Origin of the sequence: Sabulicella glaciei, assembly GCF_026183895.1 — a bacterium.
Classification (GTDB): domain Bacteria; phylum Pseudomonadota; class Alphaproteobacteria; order Acetobacterales; family Acetobacteraceae; genus Roseococcus; species Roseococcus glaciei.
In genome coordinates, this window is record NZ_JAPFQI010000014.1 from 1 (window position 1) to 19,414 (window position 19,414).

20 protein-coding genes are annotated in these 19,414 nt (G+C 71.5%); 9 read left to right on the forward strand and 11 right to left on the reverse strand.

Annotated elements, in window-relative coordinates; translation table 11 throughout:
* Positions 1-309: 309 nt before the first annotated feature.
* From OF850_RS15880 to OF850_RS15920, 9 genes are all read right to left on the reverse strand, one after another.
* On the reverse strand, positions 310-1,026 hold the full coding sequence (locus OF850_RS15880) for a trypsin-like serine peptidase (RefSeq protein WP_301591270.1): 717 nt from the start codon (positions 1,024-1,026) through the stop codon (positions 310-312).
* Entirely contained in the window at positions 1,023-1,712 is a 690-nt protein-coding gene (locus OF850_RS15885) for an NAD-dependent deacylase (RefSeq protein ID WP_301591272.1), read from the reverse strand. The genes OF850_RS15880 and OF850_RS15885 overlap by 4 nt, the downstream gene beginning before the upstream one ends.
* The gene (locus OF850_RS15890; RefSeq protein WP_301591274.1) at positions 1,709-2,158 is read right to left on the reverse strand and encodes a copper chaperone PCu(A)C; all 450 of its coding nucleotides are present in this window, start codon (positions 2,156-2,158) and stop codon (positions 1,709-1,711) included. Before OF850_RS15890 ends, OF850_RS15885 begins: the two co-directional genes overlap by 4 nt.
* Entirely contained in the window at positions 2,158-2,481 is a 324-nt protein-coding gene (locus tag OF850_RS15895) for a hypothetical protein (RefSeq protein ID WP_301591275.1), read from the reverse strand. The genes OF850_RS15890 and OF850_RS15895 overlap by 1 nt, the downstream gene beginning before the upstream one ends.
* On the reverse strand, positions 2,478-2,957 hold the full coding sequence (locus OF850_RS15900; protein WP_301591276.1) for a YcnI family copper-binding membrane protein: 480 nt from the start codon (positions 2,955-2,957) through the stop codon (positions 2,478-2,480). Before OF850_RS15900 ends, OF850_RS15895 begins: the two co-directional genes overlap by 4 nt.
* 13 nt (positions 2,958-2,970) lie before the next feature.
* Complete coding sequence (locus OF850_RS15905; RefSeq protein ID WP_301591277.1) at positions 2,971-5,007, reverse strand: TonB-dependent receptor family protein; 2,037 nt, start codon at positions 5,005-5,007, stop codon at positions 2,971-2,973.
* Between the two features lie 66 nt (positions 5,008-5,073).
* Complete coding sequence (locus tag OF850_RS15910) at positions 5,074-5,436, reverse strand: DUF2946 family protein (RefSeq protein ID WP_301591278.1); 363 nt, start codon at positions 5,434-5,436, stop codon at positions 5,074-5,076.
* A gap of 24 nt (positions 5,437-5,460) precedes the next feature.
* Complete coding sequence (thpR, locus tag OF850_RS15915) at positions 5,461-5,997, reverse strand: RNA 2',3'-cyclic phosphodiesterase (RefSeq protein ID WP_301591279.1); 537 nt, start codon at positions 5,995-5,997, stop codon at positions 5,461-5,463.
* A 31-nt stretch (positions 5,998-6,028) separates the two neighbouring features.
* Positions 6,029-6,634: an arylesterase gene (locus OF850_RS15920; RefSeq protein WP_368044699.1), complete on the reverse strand. Its 606-nt coding sequence runs from the start codon at positions 6,632-6,634 to the stop codon at positions 6,029-6,031.
* A 61-nt stretch (positions 6,635-6,695) separates the two neighbouring features.
* Here OF850_RS15920 and OF850_RS15925 point away from each other — a divergent pair, with 61 nt between their 5' ends.
* The 3 genes from OF850_RS15925 (at position 6,696) to OF850_RS15935 (ending at position 10,793) form a co-directional block, all read left to right on the forward strand.
* Positions 6,696-7,406 carry an ABC transporter ATP-binding protein gene (locus tag OF850_RS15925; RefSeq protein ID WP_301591280.1) on the forward strand — a complete coding sequence of 237 codons (711 nt, stop codon included), beginning with the start codon at positions 6,696-6,698 and terminating at the stop codon, positions 7,404-7,406.
* Positions 7,403-9,895, forward strand: coding sequence for an ABC transporter permease (locus OF850_RS15930; protein ID WP_301591281.1), 2,493 nt, complete (start codon positions 7,403-7,405; stop codon positions 9,893-9,895). The genes OF850_RS15925 and OF850_RS15930 overlap by 4 nt, the downstream gene beginning before the upstream one ends.
* A gap of 100 nt (positions 9,896-9,995) precedes the next feature.
* Positions 9,996-10,793, forward strand: coding sequence for a Bax inhibitor-1/YccA family protein (locus OF850_RS15935; protein WP_301591282.1), 798 nt, complete (start codon positions 9,996-9,998; stop codon positions 10,791-10,793).
* 81 nt (positions 10,794-10,874) lie between these two features.
* Here the strand turns inward: OF850_RS15935 and OF850_RS15940 are convergent, their stop codons facing one another.
* A complete protein-coding gene (locus OF850_RS15940; RefSeq protein WP_301591283.1) occupies positions 10,875-11,294 on the reverse strand; it encodes a MerR family transcriptional regulator in 420 nt (139 codons plus the stop codon).
* Entirely contained in the window at positions 11,291-13,624 is a 2,334-nt protein-coding gene (locus tag OF850_RS15945; RefSeq protein ID WP_301591284.1) for a heavy metal translocating P-type ATPase, read from the reverse strand. The genes OF850_RS15940 and OF850_RS15945 overlap by 4 nt, the downstream gene beginning before the upstream one ends.
* Positions 13,625-13,702: 78 nt before the next feature.
* On the opposite strand from OF850_RS15945, the gene OF850_RS15950 reads away from it, so the two are divergent.
* From OF850_RS15950 to OF850_RS15975, 6 genes are all read left to right on the forward strand, one after another.
* Positions 13,703-14,770, forward strand: a complete 1,068-nt coding sequence (locus tag OF850_RS15950) for a S1C family serine protease (RefSeq protein WP_301591285.1) — start codon at positions 13,703-13,705, stop codon at positions 14,768-14,770.
* A gap of 61 nt (positions 14,771-14,831) precedes the next feature.
* The gene (locus tag OF850_RS15955) at positions 14,832-15,878 is read left to right on the forward strand and encodes an alpha/beta hydrolase (RefSeq protein WP_301591287.1); all 1,047 of its coding nucleotides are present in this window, start codon (positions 14,832-14,834) and stop codon (positions 15,876-15,878) included.
* A gap of 1 nt (position 15,879) precedes the next feature.
* Positions 15,880-16,836: a D-2-hydroxyacid dehydrogenase gene (locus tag OF850_RS15960; protein WP_301591289.1), complete on the forward strand. Its 957-nt coding sequence runs from the start codon at positions 15,880-15,882 to the stop codon at positions 16,834-16,836.
* Positions 16,836-18,050 (forward strand): M20/M25/M40 family metallo-hydrolase, encoded by a 1,215-nt coding sequence (locus OF850_RS15965; protein ID WP_301591290.1) that lies wholly within the window; start codon positions 16,836-16,838, stop codon positions 18,048-18,050. Before OF850_RS15960 ends, OF850_RS15965 begins: the two co-directional genes overlap by 1 nt.
* Complete coding sequence (locus OF850_RS15970; RefSeq protein ID WP_301591291.1) at positions 18,047-18,421, forward strand: cupin domain-containing protein; 375 nt, start codon at positions 18,047-18,049, stop codon at positions 18,419-18,421. Before OF850_RS15965 ends, OF850_RS15970 begins: the two co-directional genes overlap by 4 nt.
* Positions 18,422-18,434: 13 nt before the next feature.
* Positions 18,435-19,409 (forward strand): Bug family tripartite tricarboxylate transporter substrate binding protein, encoded by a 975-nt coding sequence (locus OF850_RS15975; RefSeq protein WP_301591293.1) that lies wholly within the window; start codon positions 18,435-18,437, stop codon positions 19,407-19,409.
* Positions 19,410-19,414 lie beyond the last annotated feature (5 nt).

The window sequence follows — 19,414 nt, forward strand, 5'->3', positions numbered from 1 at the left end:
CGCTTCAAATCACCAGAACACGCAAACAAATCACTGCACAACAGATGCAACTGTCAAACAACGCAGGATCAACACCCCAACACCGTCAGGGAGCCCATCCCAACCCCACCATGTCACAGGCAGGAAAACCAGGGGAAGCAATCTAGGAACACCAAAAGCGCCCGTCAACCACCTCAACCCCAGCACCTCCAATCCCCGCAGGAACCATCAGCGCCGTGAGGGGGTATCTATCCCCGCTCCAAAGAAGTGTCAAACGTCGAAGTCATGCGCGTAGGTCATGGGCCGTCGGTGCCGATTTCCTCTGCACCGCTATTGACCCTCGACGAACCGGCGAACGCCGTGGAGGCCGACCGCCTCCCCGATCGCGACGTCACGCCGGACGCGGTTCGCGATGCCGACGACATGCCAGGCATTGCCGATCACGGCGAGCAGCGGCGCCCCCGACGCTCCCCGCGTTCCCGCGCAATCATGGACGACCATCCCTGCCGCGACGGCCAGGAGCTGACAGCTCGTGTCCGCCAGCAATTGCTCGGGCCGATCCTGCTGGTAACCGCCTAGAGCGAGTTCCAGCCTGGGAGGCAATCCCCTGGCCCAGGCGGGAAGGACAGGACCGGGCAGCGGTTCCGCGAGCAGCAGCAGCGCCCAATCGGAATCCGGCGGGCCGCTGGCGTCGGGGCGATAGCCATCCCCGGTGCGGAACCCGACGACGCGGCCATGCGCGGAATAATGACCTCGGTTATAGGCCTGGAGGAAATGCACCGAGCTCGGCTGCACCAGCTGGCGGCTGCGCGGAGAAACGAGGCAGTGCGCGGCGGTGAGGACGAGGCGCGGCTCGACCAGCGTGCCGGTGCAGCGCCCGCCCAGCTCGGTCTGCACCCTCCCGATAGCGCTCCAGGGCGCGTGGCGCACATCCACCGGGCGCCGCGGGTCGTCCACTCGAACCCCAGGGAGTTCCCCACGCGGCGGGGGGTACTGCGCGGCGGCAGGCGCGGCCAGAAGCAAAGCCAGCACCGCCGCGAGCCTCACGCCAGCAACTCCTCGACGAGGCGCGGCACCTCCTGCGTCGCAAGCCCCCGGCGTCCCTCCGCAAAGCTGCTGGCCATGGCGCTTCGCTCCGGGTTGACCTCGATGCCCCGGGCACGCCGGGGCAGCATCCGCACGAAGCCGGCCGCCGGCCAGACCTGGGCAGAAGTGCCGATGGCGATGAACAGGTCGCAATTCGCCAGCGCCGCCTCGATCCGCTCCATGTGCAGCGGCATCTCGCCGAACCAGACCACGTGCGGACGGAGCCGCCCCCGGGCTCCACAGCCCGGACAGGCACTTTCGGCGGTGATCGGGTCTTCCCAGCGGTGATCCGTCCCGCAGGCGAGGCAGCGCGCCCGGCGCAGCTCGCCATGCATGTGCAGCAGCGCCTGGCTGCCCGCGCGGTCATGCAGGTCGTCCACGTTCTGCGTCACCAGCAGGAAGGAACCCTTCCGCCACTCCCGCTCCAGCCGCGCCAGGGCGTGGTGCGCGGCGTTGGGTTCCACCTCGCGCAGCTGGGCGCGACGCGCATTGTAGAAGGCCTGGACGCGCTCCGGATCGGCCGCGAAGCCCTCGGGCGTCGCCACCTCCTCCAGCTTCACCTGGGACCAGATGCCGCCCAGGTCCCGGAAGGTGGCGAGGCCGGACTCGGCCGAGATGCCGGCCCCCGTGAGGACGACGATGTTCAATGCCGTCCGTGCCCCCCGGGCCCACGCGCCCCCGCCGCCTGGACGTGAAGCTGCGCCGGCACTTCCCCGGCCCGCTCGAAGCGAAGCGTGATGGGAACCTGCTCGCCCGGCGAAAGCGGCCGCGCGAGCCCGTACAGCATCAGGTGCAGCCCGCCCGGCCGCAGCGTGACCGCCGTCCCGGGCTGGACCTCGACCGACTCCACCGGACGCATCCGCATGACGTCGCCGTCGCGGAGATGGGTGTGAAGCTCCACGCGCTGGGCCAGGGGGCTCGTGGCACCGAGCAGCCGGTCGCCGGCGCCGGAGCGCAGGGTCATGTAGCCCGCGCCGGTGGCCCCCTGCCCCGCGGCGCGCGTCCACGCCTCCTCCACAAGTACGGCCGGCTGAGCGAGGGCGCCCGCCACCGGCACGGAGGCGAACAAGGCGAGGAACAAGCGACGCGTCATCACGATTCATCCTTCAGCAAGGCAGTTTGGGCGCGGCTGGCGCGGGCCTCAATACGCCCGGCGTCGCGCGCCAGCAGTGAAGCGGAGCGCGACGCCGCCACCGGGTCGCCCTCGGCGCAGAGCCGCTCCAGCCGCGCGAGGCCGGAAGCGAGGGATTGCGCCTCGGCGGCACTGGCATGCGGCCGGGCCGCCTCGATGGCCTCGGCGGCGCCGGCCGTGGCGCCGCGGCAGATCTCCGTCATCGCGGCCTCCATCTCCGCGGGGTCGCACGCCCAGGCGACGGGCACGGCCATGAGCCACGCGGCGAGAAGGGCGCGCGTCACCGGGGCACCAGCTGCAGCGCGGGGGCGGGATGCGGGCTGCCCGCCTCGCCCGACCAGTCCTGGCGCCCGCCGCCGGCGCAGATCTGGGCCACGGCGAAACGCAGCGCCTGGCCGGCAAGGTCGGGGGTGCGGATCGTCATGACGAATTCCTCGTAATGGTCGTCGGGCAAGGGGCTGCCACGCCAGGAGATGGTTGCCGGCGCCTCGCGCACCAGCCCGTGGCCGGTCGGCACGGGGCGCGCCAGCGCCCGGGTCTCGATGGCGATCTCCCAGCCCAGCTTGGGCATGGGGCGTGCCGAGGCCACCCCCTCGGGGAGCGTTACCTCGATGGCGGTGGTGGGCTGGCCGGCGCAGCCATGCGGGACCGCAAAGGCGATGCGCGCATAGGACTGGGTTGGCGCCTCGGCCGGCTGCACCGTCACATGGGCCGCGGCCGGCAGCGCGGCGAAGCCCAGCAGGGCGAGAATGAGCCTCATGGCAGGATTTCCTTCAAAAGCGCAGGCGCAGCCCGGCATAGGCCGCGCGGCCCATGCCGGGTTCGTAGAGGGCGGGGTTGCCCGTCACGCGCGTGGTGACGGAGGCGCTAGAGATGGTGCGGCGATCGGCGAGGTTGCGTGCCTCCAGGAAGGCCGAGAGCCGGCCGTCCAGGAACTCCGCCCCCGCCCGCAGACCGACCAGCGCATAGCTGTTCGTCCGGGTGGTATTCGCGTTGTCCACGAAGAACCCCTCGGGCACGTATTCCAGGTTGGGTGCGATCCAGGCGCCCGAGCCATGCCTGTAGCGAAGTTCGGCGCGCAGCAGGTGGCGCGGCGCGCCGGGAAGCTGGTTGTCGCCGAAGCGGCGGTCGCCGTCGAAGTGGAAGTCGCCGAGGGCATAGGCGGCGCGCAGCGACACCGCATCGCCTGCCGCCGCCACGCCCCGTGCCACGGTCCAGCGCCCGGCCAGTTCGACGCCCTGGTGGATGGTGCGGTCCGCGTTCTGCGCGAAGGCGGAGCCCGGGGCGGGGCCCTGGAAGAGCTGGATCTCCTTGCGGATCCAGGCGCGGTAGAACGTCGCCTCGAAATCGAGCGGCCCCGCCGTGCCGCGCGCCCCGGCCTCCAGCGTCATCGCGCGCTGGTCCTTCAGCAGGGAGAAGCCGCCCAGCGGGACAAGGGCGACGAGGTCAGAAAGGGTCGGTGGCTCCGTGGCCCAGGTGAGGTTGCCGAAGAGCTGTACCGTGTCCGTCGCCTGCCACAGCAGCCCGGCGCGCGGATTGACGAAGCCCGTCCGCAGCGAGCCGCCGAGGGCCGGGTTCAGCCGGTTGTCCGATTGCCGCACCGCCTGCCCGCCGGAGATCCCGGCAACGAGGGCGACGCGCGGCAGGATGTAGAAGCTGTTCTCCGCATAGGCATCCAGCGTCTGCGCCCGGTCGCGGGAGGAGAAGGTCTGCGCGCCCCTCACCCCGGCGAGATTGACGAAGCGCCGGTTGTCGTTCGTTCCAGCGGCGAAGTTCACCCCGGCCACCAGCCGGTTGCGGAACCCGCCCAGCGTCCCGTCCCAGGTGACGCGCCCGAAGGCGTTGAGATCGTTGGTCCGGTTGTCGACGTACTGGAAGATCGGATGGTCCAGCTGCCGCGTCACCCAGGACCCGCCGAACTCCAGCACCGTGCCAGGCGCCACCCGCACCGCCGTCCGGGTGCCGAGGCGGTAGCTCTCGATGTTGCGCTGGTAGTCGAGGGCAATGTTGGTGGCGTTGGCGCGGCGTGGCGCCTGCAGGGCCTCGGAACGGGTGACGGCGCCAGGGATCCGCTGGGCGATGGCGTTGTAGGCGAGGAAAACCCGCGTCTCCGCATTCTCGCTCCAGCGATAGGCGACGTTGGCGTTCATCCGGCCGCTATCGCCCTTGGAATGCTGGCGGAACCCGTCCTCCCGCCGCATCGTGCCGCTGACCCAGGCATCCACCGGCCCGGAGGAGGCGCCATGGGCGACCTGCCCGCGCAGCATTCCAAAGGACCCGCCCTCGAAGCGCAGGAGGCCGCCCGGCATGTCGCGCCCCGTCGGCGTCACGAAGTTGATGGCGCCGCCCAGCGTGTTGGCGCCCAGGGCGAAGGCATTGCCGCCGCGCAGCACCTCGACGCGCTGGAAGGTGAGCGGGTCCAGTTCCGCGAAGTCGCCCGAGCCATCCGCTTGGTTGACCGGCACACCGTCCTGGAGGAGCCGCACGCCGCGCAGGTGGAAGTTCCGCGCAAGGCCGGAACCGCGGATGGAAAGGCGCGAATCCTCGCCCCATTTCGGCTGGGCGAAGACGCCGGGCACCCATTCGGTCATGTCGCGCAGGGTGGTGGTGCCGGGTCGCTCCTGAAACTCGGAGGCGGGCACCATCGTGTTGGCGCCGGGCGAGAGGCGGAGGCGGATCTCCGCCTCCTCGTTGGTCGGGACGGTCAGGCGCGGCGCGGTGCCGGTGACGACGGTCTCGGGTAGCTGGTGCTGGGCAGCGGCTGGCGCCGCCAGGAGAAGCAGCGGCAGGGCCGCGCGCAGGGGTGGCATGAGGCGTGATCCATCGGCGTGAGCGCAGTTCGGCCCGCGCAAGAGGACGCAGGCCGGCTTCGGCGTTCAGGCGATGGCGGGTGGGGCGCGGGAACCGAGCGGCGGGGCGCGGGCTCGCGCGACCGGCGCCGCGACGGCGGCGAGCGGCTCGAAGCGCAGCGAGACGTAGAGCACGTGCTGCCAGACGGAAGGCGGCGCCGGCAGCGCGACGGCGGGCAGGTCGGCGCAGACCGCGCAGACGCCGGCCTCACCCTTCGCCTCGCCATGCTCGCCGAGATCGAGCATCCGCTTGCCCTCGGCCGTGCAGATCTCGACGAGGAGCGACGAGTCGCCCGCCATCGTGCGCAGGCAATTCGCGACCGCAACGCCCGACTGCAGGAACAGCAGGGCGGCAAGCAGGCGCAGCAAGGGCTTGCGGAGGCGGGCCACGGGACCGCCTTACCGGATGGGTGTTCAGGCGGCCAGGGGGTAGTCGGCCTCCGGCGTGTAGACCGCCTGCTCCTTGCCCAGCTGCGAGGAGAAGAGGGTGAAGTGCTCCACCGTTACCGGCTCGCAGCGGAACAGGCTGTGGGTCTGGAGGAAATCCACCAGCTTCGGCACCGGCACGGCATCCGCGCGGCCCAGCGTGACATGCGGCGTGAAGCGGCGCTTCTCGGCCGGGAAGCCGGCGCGTTGCAGGGCCGTCTCGATCTTGGACTGGAGGTGCGAAAGCCCGGGCGTCCGCTCCGCCGTGACGTGCAGGGAATGGACACGCCCCGATTTCTCGAAGGTGCCGAGCCCGGCCAGGCGAAGCTCGAAGGGCTTGGCACGGATCGCGGCTAGGGCCTCGTCCACCTCCTCCGCGCGGTAGGGCGGGGTCTCGCCGATGAAGCGCAGCGTCAGGTGGTAGTTGGCCGGTGGAACCCAGCGCATCCCCGGCAGGCCGCCCGCGAGACCGGCCAGCCCGTCCCGCACATCCTCCGGGAGGTCCAAGGCGACAAAGAGACGCATGACCGAGACCCCCTTTCCCGATTCCCCTGCCCTATCCTGCGGGCGGCGCGACAGCACGGTCCAGCAGTTCCTCGACCTGCGGCAGGATCGTGCGGACCATGAGCGCAACGCCATGCGCATTGGGGTGGATGCCGTCGCCCTGGTTGAGCGCGCGCTCGCCCGCGACGCCCTCCAGGAAGAAGGGCATGAAGACCACGTTCCGCCGCTCCGCTGCACGGGTGAAGACCGCGTGGAACTCGCGCCCGTACTCGGCGCCGAGATTGGGCGGGGCATGCATGCCGGCCAGCAGCACCGGAATGCGCCGCGCCTCCAACCGGTCCAGGATGGTGTCGAGCGCCTTGGCCATGCGGGGCGCTGGAAGGCCGCGCAGCCCGTCATTCGCGCCCAGCGCCACGATGGCCGCGCGCGGGTTCTCGGCCAGGAGCCAGTCCAGGCGCGCGGCGCCGCCGGCCATGGTGTCGCCCGACACGCCGCCATTGACCACGCGGACGTTGCGACCCCGCTCCCGCAGCGCCGCTTCCAGCCGCGGCACGAAGCCCTGGCCCTGCGGCAGCCCATAGCCGGCGGTCAGGCTGTCGCCGAGGGCGAGCAGGGTCACCGGCCCGCCACCTTGCGCCAGGGCCGGCGCGCCCATCATTCCCATTCCGGCCACGAGGCCAGCCTTTCGCAGCGCAGCGCGCCGACCATATGAACGTCCCATGGACAATGCAGACACCCCGCTGATCGAAGCGCGCGACCTTTCCTTCGAGGTGGGGGCAGCCGCGCAGAGGGTCAACATCCTCAAGGGCGTCTCGCTGCGCGTGGATCGCGGCGAGGCAGTGGGAATCGTCGGCCCCAGCGGCTCGGGCAAGACCTCGCTGCTCATGCTGCTGGCGGGGCTGGAGCGCGCCACTCGGGGTTCGCTGCGCGTCGCGGGGCAGGACCTCTCGGCGATGGACGAGGAGGCGCTGGCCCGGTTCCGGCGCGACCAGGTCGGCATCGTCTTCCAGGCCTTCCACCTGATCCCGACCATGACGGCGCTGGAGAACGTGGCGATCCCGCTGGAGTTCGCCGGCCGCGCCGACGCCTTCGCGCGGGCGGAGGAGGCGTTGCGCCTCGTCGGACTCGGCCACCGGCTTGGCCATTATCCCGGTCAGCTTTCGGGCGGCGAGCAGCAGCGCGTGGCGGTCGCCCGCGCCTTCGTCGCGGCGCCCAGCCTCCTCCTCGCCGACGAGCCGACCGGCAATCTGGACCGCGCCACCGGCACGCAGGTGATGGACCTGCTCTTCGGCCTGCGCGAGCGGCACGGCACCACGCTCATCCTCATCACCCATGATCCGGCCCTGGCGGCGCGCTGCCCGCGGCAGCTTCGCATCGAGGACGGGCGCATCGCCGCCGACTCCGCTGCCGTGAAGGTGGCGGCGGAATGAGGAACGCCCTGCTGGGTTGGCGCCTCGCGCGGCGGGAGCTGCGCGGCGGCGTGCGCGGGCTGCGGCTCGTCCTTGCCTGCCTTGCCCTAGGCGTCGCGGCCATCGCGGCGGTCGGAACGCTGCGCGCGGGGGTGGAGGCGGGGTTGCGCGCGGATGGCGCCCGCATCCTGGGCGGCGACCTGGAGATCCGCGCCGGCTACCAGCCCGTGGACCCCGCCGTGCTGGACTGGGCGCGCGAGCGCGGGGCCGCGCTGTCCGAGGTGCGGCTGCTGCGCGCCATGCTGGTGGCGCCGGAGGGCGAGCGCATCCTCGTCGAGCTGAAGGCCGTGGACGGCGCCTATCCGCTGGTCGGCGAGCTGGGCCTCGACCCGCCCGGCCCGGTGGAAGGCCTCTTCGCCGAGCCGTCGGTGGCGGAGCGCCTCGCCCTGCGCCCAGGCGACATGGTGCGGCTGGGCGATGCGACGTTGCGCTTCGGCGGCGTCATCACCGAGGAGCCGGACAAGGTCGCCACGCCCACCATCTTCGGCCCGCGCGCGCTGATGCCGCTGGCGCTGCTGCCGGAGACCGGGCTGATCCAGCCGGGCAGCCTGATCAACCACGAATACCGCCTGCGCCTGCCGCCGGGCGCGGAGCCGCGCCGCTTCGCCGAGGCGCTTCGCACCGCCTTTCCCGGCGCGCCCTGGCGCGTCCGCCTCGCGGAAGCGGCGGAGCCGGGGGTGAACCGCTTCCTGGACCGCGCCGCCTCCTTCCTGACGCTGGCGGGGCTGACCGCGCTGCTGGTGGGCGGCATCGGCGTGGCGACGGGGGTGCGGGCCTGGCTGGCCGCGCGGTCGCGCACCATCGCCACGCTGCGCTGCCTGGGCGCGCCGCAGGGCGCCATCCTTGCCGCCTATCTGTGGCAGGTGGCGGTGCTGGGCTCGGTGGGGATCGTGCTCGGCCTTGCCGGGGGGTGGGGCCTGACCTGGCTGGCGGCGCAGGCGCTGGCCGGGGCGCTGCCCGTCCCGCCGCGGCTCGGCCTTTATCCGGCGCCGCTTGCGCTCGCCGCGCTCTATGGCGCGCTGACGGCGCTGTGCTTCGCGCTCTGGCCGCTGGGCCGGGCCGGGCGCATCCCGGGCGCCGCCCTGTTCCGCGACGCGGTGGCGGATTCGACCCGCTTTCCCGGCTGGGGTGTCGTCGCCGCCAATGCGGCCGCTGCCGTCGCCCTGGTCGCGCTGGTGGTGCTGACGGCGGAGCAGCCCTTCTTCGCCGCGGCCTTTTGCGCCGGGGCGGTTGCGGCGCTGGCGCTGTTCCGCCTGGGCGCCGCGCTGCTGATGGCCGGGGCGCGGCGCGTGCGCGGCCTGCGCCGTCCCGAATGGCGCATGGGCCTCGCCAACCTCCATCGGCCGGGGGCCAGCACGCCGGTCATGCTGGTGGCGCTCGGCCTCGGCCTCACCACCCTGGCCGCCATCGCGCAGATCGAGGGCAATCTGCGCAACGCTCTTGGCCAGGAGATGCCGGAGCGGGCGCCGAACTTCTTCTTCATCGACATCCAGCCCGACCAGGTGGAGCGATTCGATGCCCTCGCCCGCTCCGTGCCAGGGGTGGAGGAGGTGCGCCGCGTCCCTTCGCTCCGTGCCCGCGTCACTGCCGTGAAGGGCGTCCCGGCCGAGGAATGGCGCACCACGCCCGAATCCGCCTGGGCTCTGCGCGGCGATCGTGGCCTCACCTACAGCGCGACCCCGCCGGAGGGGACGAGCATCGTCGCCGGGCAGTGGTGGGACGCCGGTTACCGCGGCCCCGTCCTCGTCTCCTTCGATGCCAATCTCGCACGCGGCTGGGGGGTGGGGATCGGCGACACGCTGACCCTGAACGTGCTGGGCCGCGACATCGACATGACCATCGCCAATCTGCGCGAGGTGCGGTGGCGGTCCCTGGCGATGAACTTCACCCTGATCGCCTCGCCCGGGCTGCTTTCGGCGGCGCCGCACACTCACATCGCCACGGTGCGTGGCGACCCCGCGCAGGATTCCGCTCTGCTGCGCCGGGTCACCGACGCCTTGCCCAACGTCTCCGGCATCCGGGTGCGCGAGGCACTGGAAAAGGTCGGCGAGCTGCTGGAGCGCATCGGCACGGCGCTCACCGCCACCGGTTCCGTCACGCTGCTGGCCGGGGCGCTGGTCCTTGCCGGGGCCGTCGCGGCGGGACAGGCGCGGCGCGTCCGCGAGGCGATCGTGCTGAAGGTGCTGGGCGCGGCGCGCGGCCAGATCCGCCGCGCCTTCCTGGTAGAGTTCGGCGTGCTGGGCCTTTTCGCTGGGGCGCTGGCGGCGGCGGCGGGCACGGCGGCGGCCTGGGGCGTGGTGCGCGGCATCATGGGCCAGCCCTTTGTCTTCCTGCCCGGAACCCTGCTGGCGACTGTGGCGGGGTGCGTCGTGCTGGTGCTGGCCTTCGGCTACGCCGGCACCGCGCTTGCCCTGCGCGTCCGGCCAGCACCAATGCTCAGGAATGAGTGAGGCGGACCCAAATCAACCAGTTGATTCGGATTACAGATGTTCCATATTATAGCTCTGCGGGCATCCGTCCGCGCTTCTTCCCTTGGAGGATCCGACACTCATGGCCTTTCAACCCGAATCGCGGTGGTCCAACCCGCTCGGGGCGACGCAGCAAGGATGGGGCCGTGGCGCCGCCGTTGACGCGGCGACCATTGACGCCGGGCTGCGCGCCTACATGCTGCGCGTTTACAACTGGATGGCCTCGGGCCTGCTCCTGACGGGCATCGTCGCCTACCTGATCGCGCATACCGGTCTTTCGGAGGTGTTCTACAGCGTCGTCCGGACGCCGCGCGGCCTCGCCACGGCGCCTACGCTGCTGGGCTACGCCGCCATCTTCGCGCCGCTCGTCTTCGTGCTGGTGCTGAGCTTTGGCATCAACCGGATGAGCCGCACGACCGTCCAGGCCCTGTTCTGGACCTTCTGCGCGGTGATGGGCGCCAGCATGGCGAACATCTTCGTGATCTACACGAAGACCTCGATCGCCAGCACCTTCTTCATCACGGCCGCGATGTTCGCCTCGATGAGCCTCATCGGCTACACGACGGGCCGCGACCTGTCGAAGATGGGTTCGATCATGCTCATGGGCCTGATCGGCATCATCCTGGCTTCGGTGGTGAACATCTTTCTGGGCTCGCCGGCCCTGGCCTTCGCCATCTCGGTGATCGGCGTGGTGGTGTTCTGCGGCCTGACGGCCTTCGACACGCAGCGCATCAAGAACGACTACATCGAGCACAGCTACGCCGAGGGCACGGACCTCGCCGCCAAGCGCTCGGTCATGGACGCGCTCGGCCTCTACCTGAACTTCATCAACCTGTTCCAGCTGCTGCTGAGCTTCATGGGCGGCCGCAACCAGGAGTGACGCGACGGGCGCAACGCCCACGCGGAAAAGCCCGGCGGGTTCCCCCGCCGGGCATTTTCATGTCCGGAGCCCGCGAAAGCCTCAGTCGCCGGCTTCGGCCATCCTCCGGTCGTCGCGCCCACCCTCCATGTTGTCGAGGATCGGGCATTCCGGGCGCCCATCCCCGGCCGCGTGGTCGGCGAGGTGACGCAGCGACGCCGCAACGGCCTGCATCGAGCGGGCCTTTTCTTCCAGAGCCTCCACGTGGGACAGGGCGATCCGGCGGACCTCGGCGCTGTCCCGCCCCTCATCCTGCCACAGCGCCAGGAGCTGCTTCACCTCCGCCAGCGGGAAGGCAAGGTCACGCGCATGGCGGATGAACCGCAGCACGGCGACGTTCTGGGCGGTATAGGAGCGGTAATTGTTGGCGCGGCGCACAGGCTTCACCAAGCCCAGCGTCTCGTAGTGGCGGATCATCTTCGCGCTCACGCCGCTCTGCGCGGCGGCCTCGCCGATGTTCATCGCGGTGTCTCCTCTGCCGGTCGCCACCGAGCCAACACCAGGGCATTGGCGAGGACGGAAACCGAGGACATTGCCATCACAGACCCGGCGATGGCCGGGTTCAGCATCCCAAACGCCGCAAGCGGCAAAGCTGCTGCATTGTAAACGAAGGCGAACAGCAAATTGCCTTTAATTTTTTGGTAGGTCCGTCTCGCGACCGTCAAAGATTCCGACACAAGGGAAGGATCGCCGCGCAGTAATGTGACCGGCGCGGCAGCGATCGCTGCTTCCGTTCCAGTTCCCATGGCGATGCCGAGATCTGCTTTTGCCAGGGATGGAGCGTCGTTCACACCATCTCCCACCATGGCAACCTTCAATCCTTGACGCTGCCACTCGGCGATCCGCTCAAGTTTAGCTTCCGGCAAGAGAGACGCGGCGACGTCGGTGAGACCCAGACGCTGGGCAAGGCCGCGGGCCGCTGCCTCGCTGTCGCCCGTCAACACCGCGACGCGCAGCCCCCGCGACCGGAGCGCCGCGATGGCGGGGGCAGCTCCCGGCTTCTCCGTATCCTCGAAGGCCAGCAGGGCGATGACCCGCCTCCCTTCCTCCACCAGCCAGGAAAGGGTGCGGCCCTGCGCTGCCTCGCGTTCCGCCTCGGCGGCAAAGGGATTGGCGAGGCCGGACTCCCGCAACGCCCGGGCGGAGCCGAGAAGGAGCGGACGCCCCCCGACGGTCCCGCGTACCCCGCGGCCCGGAAGCGCACGAAAATCCCCCACGGCGGGGGGCGTCCCGGGTGACGCGGCCAGCACGGCGCGCGCCAGGGGATGCTCGCTGCCGGCCTGCAGCGCGGCGGCGAGGGCGAGTGCCCCTTCCTCCACCTCATGCAAGGCGGCGAGGCGCGGCCGCCCCTCGGTCAGCGTCCCGGTCTTGTCGAAGGCGACCAGGTCGATATGGGCGCCGCGCTCGATCGTCTCGGCGTCGCGGAGGAGGATGCCCGCCCTGGCCGCGGCGCCCGTCCCGGCCATGATCGCGGCCGGGGTGGCGAGGCCCAGCGCGCAGGGGCAGGCCACCACGAGCACCGCGACGGCCGGCAGGATGGCCTCGCCCCACTCGGCCCCCGCCAGCTTCCAGCCCAGCAGCGTCAGCGCCGCCAGCACCACCACCGCCGGCACGAAGACGGCCGACACGCGGTCCACCAGCTTCTGCACCGGCGCCCGGCTGGCCTGCGCGGCGGAGACCATGGCGGCGACGCGCGACAGGGTCGTTTCCTCGCCCACCGCCGTCACCCGCATGACGAGGCGGCCGTCCAGCACGGTGGTCCCGGCGGAAAGCCGGGTGCCCGGCTCCTTGTGGACGGGGCGGCTTTCGCCGGACAGGGCGCTCTCGTCCACACCTGCCTCGCCTTCCTCCACCGTGCCGTCGGCGGGAATGCGGCCGCCGGGGCGGATCGCCGCGCGGTCACCCACGCGCAGCAGCGGCGCGGGGATTTCCTCCTCCCGTCCTTCCGCGTCCAGGCGCAGCGCGGTGCGTGGGCGAAGCTCCAGCAGGGCGCGGATCGCGGCACCGGTGGCCGCCTTGGCCCGCCCTTCCAGCCACTTGCCGAGTAGCACGAAAAAGATCACCAGCGCGGACGCCTCGAAATAGAGGTGGTGCGCGTGCGGCTCGGCCAGCAGGAACCACAAGGACAGGAAGAAGGCGGCGCTGGTGCCGAGCGCGACCAGGAGATCCATGTTGCCGGTGCCCGAGCGCAGCGCGGCCCAGGCGCCGCGATAGAAGCGGAAGCCGAAGCCGAATTGCAGCGGCGCGGCGAGGGCCAGCTGCCACCAGGGGCGCGGCATCAAGTCCTGCCCGAAGGCCATTCCCACCATGCCCCACAGGAAGGGCGCGGCGAGCAGGGCCGCCGCCAGCAACTCCCACTCCGGTCGTCCCATGCGGCGGGCCGGGCCTGTCTCCTCCTTGGTCAGGGCATAGCCGGCACGGCGCAGCGCAGCCTCGACGACCGCAGGGTCGGTGCCCGCCACGACCCGCATCACCGCGCGATTGCCGGCGAGGTTGGCGCGCGCCTCCAGCACCCCCGGCACCGCCGCCAGCGCCTTCTCCACCCGCGCGACGCAGGTCGCGCAGCTCATCCCCTCGACTCCCCAGTCCCAGACTTCCTCGCGCAGCCCGTAGCCGGCGCGGGACAGGGCGCGGGCGATTTCCCCCAGCGGGGCATCGCCCTCCAGCGCCACGCGGTCCTCGGCGAGGTTCACGCGGGCCGAGGCAACGCCCGGCAGGCGCGAAAGCGCCTTCTCGACCCGTGTCGCGCAGCTGGCGCAGGTCATGCCGGAAACGGGGATGGTCATGCTCATGGGCGGAATGTGGGGATTCCGGCAGCGTGACAGTCAAGCCGCCTGGACACCGAACCCAGCGGAGGACAGATGGGAGCCATGCGCCGCATCGCGATCCCGCTCCTTCTCGCCCTTGTCTTCGCTGGTCCCGCCCCCGCGCAGGACGCGCAAGGCTTCCGCGTCGTGAACCGCGCGGGGGCCGATGCCACCCAGCTCTACGCGGTGCGGTCGCCGCGCGGGGCACAGGGTGACTGGGGCGGCAACCTGCTCCGCCCCGACCGGCCCCTCGGCGAGGGCCAGGGTTTCCGGGTCAATCCGGCCGCTGGCACCGGGTGCCGCTTCGACCTGCGCCTTGTCCTGACCGACGGCAGGGAGGCGGTGCTGCCGGACCAGGATATCTGCGCCAACCGCAACCTGGACTTCGCCACCACCTCCCGCCCCTCGGCTCCGCCTCGCACCACCCCGGCCACGACGCGCGCCGCCGGACCAGCAAGCCGCGACGTGCCGCTGGCCCAGCCCAATGTACAGGCACGGCAGGTTTCAAGCGGGACGGGCTTCTTGGTCGCCGATGCGCGGGTGGTGACCAACCACCACGTCATCGACAACTGCAACCGCATCCTGCTGCGCACGCCGACGGGCCATTGGCTCGCCGCCACGCCGCCCGCGCGCAGCGACGCTGCGCTGGACCTGGCTCTGCTGAACGTGCCGGGGCTCGTGGGCCCGGCCCTCGCCTTCCGCTCCGGCCCCGCCGTGCGGCGCGGCGAAGGCGTCGTGGCCTACGGCTTCCCGCTGGCGGGGCTGCTTTCCAGCGACCCGAAGCTGACGCGCGGCGAGGTGAACGGGCTGCGCGGCCTGGGCGACAACCCGAACCAGTACCAGATCAGCGCCGAGGTGCAGCCGGGCAACAGCGGCGGCCCGCTGGTAGACATGCAGGGCAACTTGGTCGGCGTGGTGGTGAGCAAGCTGAACGCCCAGGCGGTGAGCCGTCGCACCGGCGACATCGCGCAGAACGTGAACTTCGCGGTGCAGGGCAATGCGGCGCGCGACTTCCTGCGCCGCGCCGGGGTCGAGCCGCGCATGGCCGACAGCACCGGGCCGGACCGCCCCACCGCCGATGTGGGGGAGATCGCCCACCGCTCCACCTTGTTCATCCGCTGCGAAAGGTAGGCCCCTCCCCGGCCCCGCCTCGCCCTGCTAGCGTCCCGGCCGACAAATAGGGAAGACGCCCATGCAACGACGCGCGATGCTCGCCGCGCCCGCCCTCGCGGCCGGCGGCGCCACACTCGCGAGCCTTCCGGCCGCCGCGCAGGCGCCCCGGATCGTCAGCGAGGAGTTCATGGTGCCCGCGCGCGACAGCGGCATCGAGCTCTTCGTCCGCAACAAGCGGCCCGAGACGATGACAAGCTTCACGCCGGGCCGCACCCTCCTCATGGTGCACGGCGCGACCTACCCGGCGCACACCGCCTTCGACCTGCCGCTCGGCGGGCTGTCCTGGATGGACTACATCGCCGGGCGCGGCTTCGACGTGTGGTGCATGGACATTCGCGGCTATGGCCGCTCCACCCGTCCGGCCGAGATGGCGCAGCCGCCCGAGGCCAACCCGCCCCTGGTGCGCGGCGAGACGGCGGTGCAGGACATCGCCGCCGTGTCCGAGTTCGTGCGGCAGCGCCGCTCCATCCCGCGCTGCGTCCACCTGGGCTATTCCTGGGGCACGGCGCTGATGGGGCGCTTCGCCGCCGACAATCAGGGCGCGGTCGAGCGCCTGGTCCTCTACGCGCCGGTCTGGCTACGGCAGGGCGCCTCGCTCACCGATCCCGGCGGCGATCTCGGCGCCTATCGCTTCGTGACGCAGGAAGCGGCGCGGGCGCGGCGCGGGGCGGGCGTGCCGGAGGCGGCTCGGGGAAACCTCGTTCCCGCCGGATGGTTCGAACACTGGGCCGGCGTCACCTGGGCCACGGACCCGGAGGGGCTGCGCCGCTCGCCGCCCGCCCTGCGCGCGCCGAACGGCAGCGTCGCCGACAGCCGCGAATACTGGCGGGCCGGCAGGCCCTTCTATGACCCCGCGAAGATCACCGCGCCGACGCTGCTGGTCCTCGGCGAATGGGACCAGGACACGCCGCCCTACATGGCCCAGACCCTGTTCCCCCTGCTCACCGCCAGCCCCGGCAAGCGCCTCGTGCTGCTGGGCGAGGGCACGCATGGCATGTGGATGGAGCGCAACCGTGGCGCGCTGTTCCAGGCCGTCCAGGTATTCCTTGAGGAAGCTGCTGCCTAAGATGCTCAAGAACCCGACGATCTGCTTCGCCCATGTCGCCTATCAGTGCGGCGCACGGTGGGAGGCGCGCGGCGCGCCGCACCCCTTCTTCGAGGTGCGCTCTCTGCCCGAGCTGGAGGCGCGCATCGGCGAGGCCGACGTGCTCGTCGTCAGCGGGCTGTGGCGCAACACACTGCCTGCAATGGCGCCGAAGCTGCGCTTCGTGCAGTCGCTCTCGGCCGGCACGGACCAGTACGACCGCGACGTGTTCCGCCAGCGTAAGATCCGCCTTGCCTCCGCCGCCGGCGCCAATGCGGCGGCGGTGAGCGAGCACGCGCTGTCGCTTCTGCTTGGCATCACGCGCAACCTGTTCACCGCGCGCGACGACCAGCACCGCACGCACTGGTCCGGCATGAAGAGCGACTTCGCGGTGCGCGAGGACGAGCTGGCAGGCAAGACGGCGGTCGTGGTCGGCATGGGCCGCATCGGCGGGCGGCTGATCCGGCTGCTCAAGGCGCTGGACATGACCGTCATCGGCATCCGCGCCAATCCGAGCGCGGGCAAGGAAGGCGCGGACGAGGTGCACGCCCTGTCCGCCCTGCCTGAGATCCTTCCCCGCGCCGACGCCGTTCTGCTGGTCTGCCCGCTCACCGCCGAGACGACGGGGCTGATCAACCCCCGCACCCTGGGCGAGATGAAGCAGGGCGCCATCCTGGTGAACTGCGCGCGCGGCAAGGTGGTGGAGGAGGAGGCGCTGCTGGCAGCGCTGGAATCCGGCCAGCTATCCGCCGCCGGCCTGGACGTGACGGTGGAGGAGCCGCTTCCCACTCCGAGCCCGCTCTGGTCGCATCCGCGCGTCTTCCTGACGCCGCACACGGCCGGCGAGACGCGCAAGTACGAGGACAACGTGCTCGACCTGATGGAGGAAAACCTGCGCCGCCTCCGGGCTGGCCAGGATCTGGTGAACGCGGTCGTCTGATGTCGGGCACGGAGGAGTCGATCCGCGCGATCCGGGAGGATTCGCGCTTCCAGACGGCTTGCGCGGTGATGCGGGAGGAGCATGGGCGGACGGTGGAGGACATCATCCGCCTCACCGAGATCCCCTCCCCGCCCTTCGGCGAGGCACCGCGCGCGGCGGCCTATCTGGAGATGCTGCGCGACCACGGTCTGGAGGAATGCCGCCAGGACGAGGCCGGCAACGTGATGGGGCTGCGCCGCGGCTTCGGCAATGGCGACATCCTGGTGATCGCGGCGCATCTGGACACGGTGTTCCCGGCCGGCACCGACGTGCGCGTGCGGCGGGAAGGAACCAAGCTCCTCGCCCCCGGCGTGGGCGACGACACGCGCTCGCTGGCCGTGAACCTCGCCTTCCTGCGCGCCATGGACCGCGCGGGCATCCGCACGCGCCACGACATCCTGTTCCTCGGCGATGTGGGCGAGGAAGGACTGGGTGACCTGCGCGGAGTCCGCCACTTCTTCGCCAACCACCCGGAGCGGTCGCGCATCCGCGGCTTCCTAACAGTGGACAGCCCGGAGGTGGACCGCATCGTCACCGGCGGCATCGGCTCCAAGCGGTTCCGCGTCACCTTCCGCGGCCCGGGCGGGCATTCCTTCGCCGCCTTCGGCCTGGTGAACCCGGTCTACGCCATGGCCGACGCGGCGCGCGCCCTCGCCGCCATGCCCGTCCCGCGCGAGCCGGTGACGACGCATTGCGTCAGCGTGATCTCGGGCGGCACCTCCATCAACGCGATCCCAGAGACGGCGGTGATGGAGGTGGATCTCCGCTCCGCCTCTGCCGAGGTGCTGGGCCGGCTGGAGGCGGATTTCCTGGCGGCGGTGGACGCCGCCGTGGCGACGGAAAACGCCGCGCGCACCGGCGGCCTCAAGGTGGAGCTGCAGCGCGTCGGCGACCGTCCGGCGGGGCACACGCCCAACGGCGCGCCCATCGCGCGCATCGCCTTCGCCTCCGTGGCGGCGGAGGGTTACCAGCCTTCCTTCGAGTGGTCCTCCACCGACGCCAACGTGCCGATGAGCCTCGGCATCCCGGCGCTGCGCATCGGCTCAGGCGGGCGCGGCGGGCGGGCGCATTCGCTGGAGGAGTGGATCGACGTGGAGGAGGAGGAAAGCCTGCGCGGCATGCGCACCAGCCTCACCACCATCCTCGCCCTCGCGGAAATGGAGACCAGCCGATGAAGCTCGTCGTGCGCATGTCCGACGTTTCGCCCTACTCGCCGGCGAACCACCACGGCACGGTGAACCACCGCCTCATCGCGCCCGAGACGGTGGGCGACACCAGGATCGAGCTGCTGCACGGGCATCTCCAGCCCGGCGGCTCCGCCCTGCCACACGCGCACCCGGGGCTCGACCAGGTCTGCTACCTGCTGGAAGGACGTGCCCGCGTGTCCTGCCGCGGCGTGGTGGAGGAGATGGGGCCGGGCGATGCCTGCCACTTCCCGGGCGATTGCGAGCACAGCTTCGAGGTCCTCGGGGACTCGCCGGTGCGCGTGCTCGTGATCTATTCTCCACCTTATGGAGAGGATCCCGCCAAGGTGATCCGCCGCTGAGGAGGATTTCGCCATGACCCCGCGCCGCGCCCTGCTTCTGGCCCCGCTGGCGGCCCCGCTCGCCGCCCCTGCCCTGGCCCAGCAGGCGGAGTGGCGCCCGAGCCGCCCCGTCACGCTGGTCGTGCCCTTCGCCGCCGGTTCCGGCACGGATGCCGTGGCGCGCATCCTGGCGCAGATGCTGTCGCAGGAGATGGGCGGCGCCACCATCACGGTGGACAACCGCGCCGGCGCCAACGGCACCATCGCCGCGCGCGCGGTGATGCAGTCACCGCCGGACGGGCAGACGCTGTTCGTCACCACCAACACGACGCACGCCGCCAATCCGTGGCTGCTGAAGCGGCTGGACTACGACCCGATCAACGACTTCACGCCGATCTCGCGCCTCGGCAACTACGTGTTCTGGCTGGCCGTGAACCCGGAAGTCCCGGCCCGCAACCTGCGCGAGCTCATGGCGCTGGCGAAGGCACGTCCGGGCCAGATCTCCTACGCCTCGGGCAACGGCACCGGCATCGTGGCGGGCGCCACCATCGCCCGCATGGGCGGGGTGGAGATGCTGCACGTCCCCTATCGCTCGACGCCGCCCGCCATCACCGACCTGCTCGCCGGGCGCGTCCAGTCCATGGTCGTGGACCTGACGCCGAGCCAGGGCCACGTGCGCGACGGGCGGCTGCGCGCGCTCGGCGTCACGAGCGGCCAGCGCTCGGCGCTGATCCCCGACGTGCCGACCCTGGCGGAAGAGGGTCTGCCCGGCTTCGACCTGCTGTCCTTTGCCGTGCTGCTCGGCCCGGCCCGCATGGCGCCGGAAGCGACCGCCGCATACGGCGCCGCCATGCGTCGCGTCGGCGCCAAGCCGGAGTACCGCTCGCGCCTCGCCGAGGTGGGGTTCGACGGCATGACCTCAACGCCGGAGGAGGTCGGCACCTTTATCCGCGAGCAGATCGCGGCCTGGGGCGAGATGATCCGCGGCGCCGGAATCGAGCCGGAGTGACCTGG